The 10,129-nt window shown below is 44.9% G+C and carries 1 pseudogene (cut by a window edge); it reads left to right on the top strand.

What is annotated here, in order from left to right:
* Positions 1–10,129, top strand: a pseudogene (locus AN490_RS03490) (amino acid adenylation domain-containing protein); its annotated part runs 67 nt beyond the window's last position; the annotation flags it as partial.

Here is a 10,129-nt window from a genome sequence, read left to right as displayed (position 1 = left end):
TGAGCGCATGACTGGTCATTTTCTGACACTACTTTCGTCAATTGTGGCTAATCCTCTGGAACAGATTTCCCAATTACCTTTGTTAACAGAAGTTGAGCGACAGCAGTTATTAATTGAGTGGAATCATACTCAGGTAAATTATCCTGTTGATCAGTGTATTCATCAGTTATTTGAGTCGCAGGTAGAACGGACTCCAGATGCTGTAGCGGTAGTATTTGAAGAGCAACAACTTACCTATGATGAGTTGAATTGTCGAGCTAATCAGTTGGCGCATTACTTGCAGTCTTTGGGTGTGGGAGCCGATGTGCTGGTGGGTATTTGTGTGGAGCGCTCTTGGGAGATGATTGTGGGATTACTGGGTATTCTCAAGGCGGGTGGGGCTTATGTGCCGCTTGACCCAGATTATCCAACTGAACGGTTGAGTTTCATCCTCACAGACACTCAGGTGAAAGTGCTACTGACCCAACAGCAATTAGTCAACAAGCTACCAGCCCATACTGCACAGCTTGTCTGCTTAGATACCGAATTGGAAAAAATTACCCAAAACAGCAACTCCAACCCTGTCAATACTGCCACATCGCTTAATCTGGCATACGTCATCTATACTTCAGGTTCTACAGGTCAGCCTAAAGGTGTTTTAGTCAACCACCATCATGTAACTCGTCTGTTTGCCGCCACAAACTCTTGGTATAAATTTAATTCTCAAGATGTGTGGACAATGTTCCACTCCTATGCCTTCGACTTCTCTGTTTGGGAAATTTGGGGTGCATTGCTTTATGGTGGAAGACTGGTAGTAGTGCCGTATCTATTGACGCGATCGCCTGAATCTTTCTATAAATTATTATCTCAAGAGCAAGTCACAATTCTCAATCAAACGCCTTCAGCCTTCCGCCAGTTAATTCAAGCAGAACAGTCAATCGGAATGAGTAATTTAAACCTCCGCCTAGTAATTTTCGGTGGAGAAGCTCTGGAACTCGAGAGTTTGCAACCCTGGTTTGAGCACCACGGCGACCAGAAACCGCAGTTAGTGAATATGTACGGGATTACGGAAACTACTGTACACGTAACCTATCGTCCACTGAGCCTTGACGATTTAAATCGCACAGCTAGTGTCATTGGTCGTCCGATTCCCGACTTACAAGTGTATGTGCTAGACCAGCATTTACAACCAGTACCGATTGGAGTTCCAGGGGAGATGTACGTTGGTGGTGAGGGGGTGACTCGTGGCTATCTCCATCGTGACGAACTCACAGGACAAAGGTTTATCTCCAACCCCTTCCAAAGAAGTAAGGGAGGAGAACGCCTTTATAGAACAGGAGACTTAGCCCGTTATTTGCCCAATGGCGAGTTAGAGTATTTAGGGCGAATTGACCAGCAAGTAAAAATACGTGGTTTCCGCATTGAGTTGGGCGAAATTGAAGGATTACTGGCACAACATCCAGCCGTTTGGGAAAGTGTAGTGGTAGTCAGGGAGGATGAACCGGGCGACAAACGTCTGGTAGCTTACGTAGTATCGCAAGTGGCACAAGCTCCCACAACAGCAGAACTGCGTAGCTTCCTCAAGGAAAAGTTACCAGATTACATGATACCAAATGCAATAGTCATCTTGGAGTCTTTACCCCTCACGTCCAATGGCAAAATAGACCGTCGCTCCCTACCCATTCCAGAATCACGCGCAGGAATAGAAGAGAGTTTAGTCGCACCCCGCACTCCCGTTGAAGAAAAATTGGCACAAATTTGGGCAAAAGTCCTGAGAGTAGAGCAAGTGGGGATTCATGACAACTTCTTTGAACTTGGCGGACACTCGCTACTAGCAACCCAATTGGTTTCACGCATCCGCACTAGCTTCAAAGTAGAACTACCGTTGCGTAGTTTATTTGCGGCACCGACAGTTGCCGAATTAGCACCATCGATTCAGCAGTTACAGCAACAAAACATAGAACTAAAAGTACCACCCATCTTACCAAGGAAAAAGAATGCAAAATCATAATGAAGAATTACCACTATCTTATGCTCAACAGCGTTTGTGGTTTTTAGACCAGTTACAGCCGAACAGTCCCTTATACAACATACCCTTAGCTTTGCGTCTAGTAGGAACTCTCAATCGAGCAGCCTTGGCACAAAGCTTAAAAGAAATTATTGATCGTCACGAAGCCTTACGCACCAATTTCATGACAATTGATGGACAACCAGCACAAATCATTCAAACAGAAATAAATTGGACAGTATCAGTTGTTGACTTGCAGCATTTATCTAGCACCGAACAAGAAAGTGCTTCACAGCAAGTGGCACAAAAACAAGCGATTCAACCCTTTGATTTGGCAAGTGAATCCTTAGTCAGAGCGACATTAGTAGTAATATCAGAGACAGAACACTTACTATTAGTGTGTATGCACCACATTGTCAGTGATGGCTGGTCTATGGGTGTGTTTGCCCATGAACTAGCGGCACTGTACAATGCCTATGCTCAAGGTCAGCGAACACCGTTAGAGCAATTACCAATTCAATACGCAGATTTTGCAATTTGGCAAAGAGAGTTTTTGCAAGGGGATTTGCTGCAAAGCCAATTGAGTTACTGGCAACAACAACTAAAAGAGGCACCAGCGTTATTATCCCTACCCACAGACAGACCCAGACCTGCTGTGCAAACCTTCGTAGGCGCACATCAACAGTTTGCACTTTCAGTTGAGTTAACTCAAAAGTTGACAAAACTGAGTCAGGAGCAGGAAGTAACACTATTCATGACATTGTTGGCAGCATTTGATACCCTACTTTACCGCTACACAGGACAATCAGACATTGTGGTAGGGGCTCCTATAGCCAACCGCAATTACGGTGAAATAGAAGCATTAATCGGCTTTTTTGTCAATACATTGGTAATGCGTACCAACTTGGAAGGGAATCCTCGATTTAGTGAATTACTGACTCGTGTTCGGTTAATGGCAATGGATGCATACTCTCATCAGGATTTACCTTTTGAAATGCTAGTTGAGGCATTGCAGCTAGAACGGGATCTCAGCTATACACCGCTGTTTCAGGTAGTGTTTGGCCTTCAGAATGCTCCTAACTCTCAAGTAGAGTTGACTGGATTAACTGTTAGTCCATTGGTAGTAGAAAGTGTAACTGCCAAGTGTGATCTTACCTTAGCAATGGAGAACACAGGTACTGGACTAATTGGTGTGTGGGAGTATAACACTGACTTGTTTGATACAGGCACTATTGAGCGGATGACTGGTCATTTTGTCACCTTACTTGAGGGAATTGTGGCGAATCCCCTTGAGCGAATTTCCCAATTACCTCTGCTGACAGAAGTTGAGCAGCAGCAGTTATTAATTGAGTGGAATGATACACAAGTAGACTATCCCCAAGATAAGTGTATCCATCAGTTATTTGAGGAGCAGTGTTTGAGGACACCCGATGCTGTGGCGGTGGTATTTGAAGAGCAACAACTTACCTATCACGAGTTGAATTGTCGCGCTAACCAGTTGGCACATTACTTGCGCTCATTGGGAGTGGGAGCAGATGTATTGGTGGGTATTTGTGTAGAGCGATCGCTAGAGATGATCGTGGGAATACTAGCCATTTTCAAGGCGGGTGGCGCTTATGTGCCGCTTGACCCAGGGTATCCCCAAGAACGCTTACAATATATTCTCGAAGATACTTTAGTTTCTCTACTGCTGACCCAACAACGAATCTTGGACAAACTACCTGAGCATCAAGCGCAGCTTGTTTGTTTGGATGAGATATGGGAAAAAATTGTCCAAAATAATCAAGACAATCCTACCAGTGGGGTGACGGCTTTTAATCTAGCGAATGTAATTTACACTTCCGGTTCAACAGGTAAACCTAAAGGTGTAATGGTTGAGCATAAGGGATTATGCATACCACCATCAGCACTGGCAGTTCTGCCGACGGAAGAACTCCCGGCGTTGCAAACAATAATTGTCGGTGGAGAAGCTTGTGCTGCTGAACTGATAAAACAATGGTCTGTGGGAAGAAATTTCTTCAATGCTTATGGTCCGACAGAAGCCAGTGTCTGTGCTACAGTAGCAAAATGTACTGATGTTGATCAGAAAATATCCATCGGTCGTCCAATCGCCAACGCGCAAATCTACATTTTAGACGAATATCTGCAACTAGTTCCCGTTGGTGTACCAGGAGAATTGCACATCGGTGGTGCGGGGTTAGCACGAGGCTACCTCAACCGACCTGAATTGACACAAGAGAAATTTATCCCCAATCCCTTTGACAATTCAAAATTTAAAATACCCTACAGAAACGCCAAAGGCGGACAAAATTCAAAATTATATAAAACTGGGGACTTAGCCCGTTATCTGCCAGATGGCAACATTGAATACCTGGGACGCATCGACAATCAGGTAAAAATTCGTGGCTTCCGCATTGAATTGGGAGAAATTGAAGCAGTACTAAGTCAACTAGGCGATGTCCAGGCATCTTGCGTCATTGTCCGCGAAGATATAACCGGGGATAAACGCCTAGTTGGTTACATCGTGCCACAAAAAGAGGTGACACCGACAGTTAGTGAACTGCGACAATTCCTAAAAGCCAAACTACCAGAATACATGGTACCTAATGCTTTCGTCATTTTAGACTCTCTGCCACTAACTCCCAATGGTAAAATCGACCACCGCGCTTTACCCGCACCAGATTTACACAGGGAATTCAAACACAAATATGTAGCCCCGCGCACTCCAGTTGAGGAAATGCTGGCACAAATTTGGGCGCAAGTCCTCAAAGTAGAGCAAGTGGGGATAGAAGATAACTTCTTTACCTTCGGTGGACACTCACTCCTAGCAATACAACTGGTTTCACACATCCGCAACATTTTCCAAGTGGAACTACCATTGCGGGAGTTATTTGCTGCACCGACAATAGCCGAATTGATGCCATTGATTCAGCATTTACAACAACAAGACTTAGAACTAACTTCCCCACCCATCTTACCAAGGGCAGAGAATGCAGAATTACTATTATCATTTGCTCAAAATAGGCTGTGGTTTTTAGACCAGTTCGAGCCGAACAGTGCCTTATACAACATACCCATAGCTTTGCGTCTAGTAGGAACTCTCAATCAAGCAGCCTTAGAACAAAGCTTACAAGAAATTATTCATCGCCACGAAGCCTTACGCACCAATTTAATTACAGTTGATGGACAACCAAGACAAATCATTCAAACAGCAACAAATTGGACAGTAGCAGTTGTTGACTTGAGGCATTTATCGACAACTGCACAAGAAATAGCTGCACAGCAATTAGTACAACAACAAGCTCTGCAACCCTTTGACCTAGAAAAACAAGCATTAGTGAGAGCGACATTAGTAGTGCTGTCTGTAACAGAGCATCTATTTTTAGTGTGTATGCACCATATTGTCTCTGATGGCTGGTCCATGGGGGTGTTTGTCCAAGAACTAGCGACCCTGTACAATGCTTATTCAATAAGTCAGCCTGCCAATCTCGCACCACTGCCGATTCAGTACGCAGATTTCGCCTTATGGCAGAGACAGTGGTTAGCCGGGGATGTATTACAAAACCAATTGAGTTATTGGCAACAACAACTAAAAGATGCACCAACCCTATTATCACTCCCCACAGACCGACCCAGACCTGCTGTGCAAACCACCGCTGGGGCATATCATGAGTTTGCACTCTCTGTTGAGTTAAGTCAAAAACTGACAAAACTAAGTCAGGAACAAGGGGTGACGTTGTTCATGATGTTGTTGGCAGCCTTTGATACCCTACTTTATCGCTACACAGAACAATCAGACATTTTAGTAGGGACACCAATTGCTAATCGTAATCGTAGTGAAATAGAAGGGTTAATTGGCTTTTTTGTCAATACTTTAGTTTTACGGACTGATTTATCAGGTAATCCCAGTTTTGCGGAATTACTCACTCGTGTTCGGTTGATGGCAATGGATGCTTATGCTCATCAGGATTTACCCTTTGAAATGTTGGTGGAAGTATTGCAGCCAGAACGCGACCTCAGCCATGCACCACTGTTTCAGGTAGATTTTCTCCTCCAAAATGATCCCCTAGCGACCGTAGAGTTGACTGGGTTAACTGTCAGTCCATTACCAATAGAAACCGTAACGGCAAAATTTGATCTGACCTTAGGAATGCAGAACACAGGTAATGGACTGGTGGGAGTGTGGGAGTACAACACCGACTTGTTTGACCATAGCACCATCGCCCGGATGGCGGGTCATTTTGTCACAATCCTGGCAGCAATTGTGGCGAATCCCAGCGAGCGAATTGACCAATTGCCAATGCTAACAGCAGTTGAGCAACACCAGTTATTTGTAGAATGGAACGATACTCAAGCCGATTATCCCCAAGATAAATGTATCCATCAGTTGTTTGAACAGCAGGTTAAGTTTACCCCAGATGCAGTAGCAGTAATATTTGAAAATCAACAATTAACTTATGGTGAGTTGAACACCCAAGCTAATCAATTAGCACACTACTTACAAGATATTGGTGTAAAACCAGAAGTTTTGGTGGGGATTTATTTGGAGCGATCGCTATCCATCATCGTCACATTGTTAGCCGTCCTCAAAGCCGGTGGCGGTTATGTCCCCCTCGACCCTGATTATCCCCAGCAGCGTTTAGCTGACATATCTGAGGATTCACAATTTTCTGTGCTGATCACACAGCAAAAATTGCTCAATTCTCTACCAGTACAAGGAGTAAAAGTCATTGTCTTAGATACAGAATCTGAGATGCTGACGAATCAAAGTCCAGCAAATCCGGTCAGTGAGGTCAAACCAGAAAACTTAACTTGTCTATTGTACACTTCTGGGTCTACCGGCAAACCCAAAGGCGTGATGCTGACTCATGCTGCTTTAGTTAACCATAGCAGTGCAATTAGTGAAGTATTTGCCCTAACTAGCGCAGATCGTGTGTTGCAATTTGCGTCCTTCAGCTTTGATGTAGCGGCGGAAGAAATATTCCCCACTTGGTACAAAGGCGCAACGGTGGTATTAAGACCCACACAAATGTTCCCTGACTTTGCCAGCTTGAGCCAATTTATTGCCCAAGAAAGTCTCAGCGTCTTAAATATTACTCCAGCCTATTGGCATGAATGGGCAGTAGCTGTATCTCAAGACAATGCAACCGTACCGCCAAGTCTGCGGTTAGTGGCGGTGGGTGGAGATGCAGTTCTCCTAGAAACAGTGACAATATGGCGACAAGTAGTAGGCGATCGCGTCAATTGTCTAAATGTCTACGGTCCTACGGAAGCATCTGTAACCGCCATAGTCCATGACCTACTCCATCCTCAATCAGAAACAGCCAACTCAGTGCTAATTGGTCGTCCCATTGCCAATACACAAGCCTACATCCTTGACCGTCATCTGCAACCAGTACCAGTGGGAGTCAAAGGTGAACTGCACCTGTGTGGTGTTCGTTTAGCAAGAGGTTATCTCAACCGCCCAGAACTGACGGAGGACAAATTTATTCCCAACCCCTTCAGCCCCAGCAGCGGGGCAGAAATTCTAGCTAATTCCCAGTCCCTAGTCTCCAGTTCCCGACTTTATAAAACCGGGGACTTAGCCCGCTATTTGCCAGATGGTAATATTGAGTGCTTTGGACGCATCGACAATCAAGTAAAAATTCGGGGATTCCGCATCGAGTTGGGAGAAATTGAAGCGGTACTAAACCAATATATTGATCTGCAGACATCTTGTGTGATCATCCGCGAAGATACCCCAGGGGATAAATATTTAGTTGCCTACGTAGTACCATATCCCGAAAAAATACCCACAATTAGCGAACTGCGTCAATTCCTCTCTAGGAATCTGCCTCTTTACATGGTGCCCCAGGCTTTCGTATTTCTGGACTTTCTCCCACTAACACCAAACCGCAAAGTAGACCGTCGCGCCCTACCAGCACCAGATTTATCCAGCAACAGAACAGATAAATATGTTGCCCCACGCACCCCCACCGAAGAAATGCTGGCACAGATTTGGGCGCAAGTGTTGAAAGTGGAGCAAGTCGGCATTCATGATAACTTCTTTGAAATTGGGGGACACTCCCTACTCGCAACGCAACTGGTATCCCGCATCCGTTCCCACTTCCAAGTAGAACTACCATTGCGAAGCCTGTTTGCAGCAGCGACAGTTGCCCAATTAGCTGATCTGATTGGGCAATCACAGCGACAAAACTTAGAAATCACAGTACCACCAATTTTACCAAGGGGAGAGAATGCAGAATTATCATTGTCTTATGCCCAGCAACGGTTATGGTTTTTAGACCAGTTACAGCCCAACAGTTCCTTATACAACATACCCTTAGCTTTGCGTCTAGCAGGATTTCTCGAAGTTGCAGCCCTAGAACAAAGCTTAGAAGAAATTATTCATCGCCATGAAGCGTTACGCACCAACTTCATCACCATTGATGGAAAACCCACTCAAATCATTCAAACAGTCAGGAATTGGCAACTATCAGTAATTGAATTGCAACATCTGCCAAGATTTGAGCAAGAAACATCTGCACAGGAATTGGCAATTACACAGGCTATTCAACCCTTTGACTTGGCCAGCGGTTCCCTACTGAGAGCAACATTAGTCGTACTGTCCGAGACAGAACACATATTGTTAATTTGTATGCACCACATTGTCAGTGATGAATGGTCAATAGGTGTGTTTATTCAGGAAGTGGCAACATTCTACAATGCTTATGCTCAAGGTCAGTCTGCCAATGCCGCACCACTACCGATTCAGTACGCCGATTTTGCAATTTGGCAAAGACAGTGGTTAGTCGGGGAGGTACTGCAAAGCCAATTGAGTTACTGGAAACAACAACTAGCAGACGCACCAGCTTTATTGTCCCTTCCCACCGACAGACCCAGACCTGCTGTGCAAAAATTCGTTGGCGCGTATCAAGAGTTTGCACTTTCTGTGGAATTAACTCAAGGCTTAATGCAACTGAGTCAGCAACAAGGGGTAACTTTGTTCATGACGCTGTTGGCAGGGTTTGATACATTACTTTACCGCTATACCGGACAATCAGATATTTTGGTGGGGACACCAATTGCTAACCGCAATCACAGCGAAATAGAAGGGTTAATTGGCTTTTTTGTCAATACTTTAGTGATGCGGACTGATTTATCGGCAGATCCTAGTTTCTCATCGTTACTGGTGCGTGTTCGGGAAATGGCGCTGTCCGCCTACGCTCATCAGGATTTGCCATTTGAAATGCTGGTGGAAGCATTACAGCCCCAAAGAAACCTCAGCCATACACCCCTATTCCAGGTGGCATTTGTGTTCCAGAATACGCCTAACTCTCAAGTAGAACTGACTGGGTTAACTGTTAGTCCATTGGTCGTAGAAAACACAACTGCCAAGTTTGATCTTACCTTAGCAATGGAGAACACAGGGACTGGACTGGTGGGAGTGTGGGAATATAACACTGATTTGTTTGATAGCAGCACCATCGAGCGGATGGCGAGTCATTTTGTGACACTACTTGAGGGAATTGTAGCGAATCCCTTTGAGCGGATTTCCCAATTACCTCTGTTGACAGCAGTTGAGCAGCAGCAGTTATTAATTGAGTGGAATGATACACAAGTAGACTATCCCCATGATTTGTGCATTCATCAGTTGTTTGAGGAGCAGGTAGAGCGCAACCCGGATGCTGTGGCGGTGGTATTTGAAGAGCAACAACTTACCTATGATGAGTTGAATTGTCGCGCTAACCAGTTGGCGCATTACTTGCAGTCTTTGGGTGTGGGTGCGGATGTACTGGTGGGTATTTGTGTGGAGCGCTCTTTGGAGATGATTGTGGGACTACTTGCAATTCTCAAAGCGGGTGGGGCTTATGTACCACTTGACCCAGAGTATCCCCAAGAGCGTTTGAGCTTTATCCTTGAAGATGCCCAGGTGAAGGTACTATTAACCCAACAGTCACTCCTGGACAAATTACAATCGCATCAAGCGCAGCTTGTTTGTTTGGATGAGATATGGGAAGAAATTGTCCAAAATAATCAAGATAATCCTACCAGTGGGGTGACGGCTTTTCATCTAGCGAATGTAATTTACACTTCCGGTTCAACAGGTAAACCTAAAGGTGTAATGGTTGAGCATAAGGGATTATGCAACCTAGCTCAAGC

The sequence above is a fragment of the Anabaena sp. AL09 genome, assembly GCF_001672255.1.
Lineage (GTDB): Bacteria > Cyanobacteriota > Cyanobacteriia > Cyanobacteriales > Nostocaceae > Dolichospermum > Dolichospermum lemmermannii.
The sequence above is the reverse complement of the archived record's forward strand: the minus strand, read 5'-3'. Positions and strand labels throughout refer to the sequence as shown.